This window comes from Alcanivorax sp. HI0044 (assembly GCF_001634945.1).
This window is the reverse complement of the sequence record NZ_LWEZ01000405.1, coordinates 1-554: the sequence shown is the minus strand read 5'-3', so window position 1 is coordinate 554 and position 554 is coordinate 1. Positions and strand designations below refer to the sequence as shown.

1 protein-coding gene is annotated in these 554 nt (G+C 56.1%); it reads right to left on the bottom strand.

What is annotated here, in order from left to right:
• The coding region (locus A3730_RS04925) for a FimV/HubP family polar landmark protein (protein WP_304439463.1) at nucleotides 1-554 on the bottom strand (554 nt) is incomplete at both ends.

Here is a 554-nt window from a genome sequence, read left to right as displayed (position 1 = left end):
ACTTCAGCAGCTGTTCGCTGGTGGAACTTTGCTCTTCCAGATCACGCAGGCGGGATTTCAGCTCAGAATTTTCACGATCCAGGCGATCCAGACTCTCATCGCGAATCGCCAGCTCGTTCTCCAGCACCGCAGTATTGGCGCTGCCCTGTTCGTCAGAACCCGTACTGTCGCCATCATCAACGCCGGCAGTGGATTCCGGAGCAACCAGCTTCACTTCACCGCGGGTTGGCGTCTCAGCCTCATCATCGCTGTCTGTGACTTGGCGAGAACCATCAATCTGGGCACGCTGCGGGGTTTGGATGCCTCGTTTTTCCAGCATGTCACGCCATTGGCGGTTCTGATCAGCGACTTCCGCAATAGCGGAACGGGTGGAGATGGTGCGCACTTCCTGCTCGTTAGGGATACGCAGAACGGTGCCTTCACGCACCAGGTTCACGTTGTTATTGATGAACGCATCCGGGTTCATCTCCTGAATCGCCACCAGCATCTGTTGCACCGACACACTGTTCGAGGGGCGATTATTCAGGGCGATTTGCCACATGGTGTCACTGGAA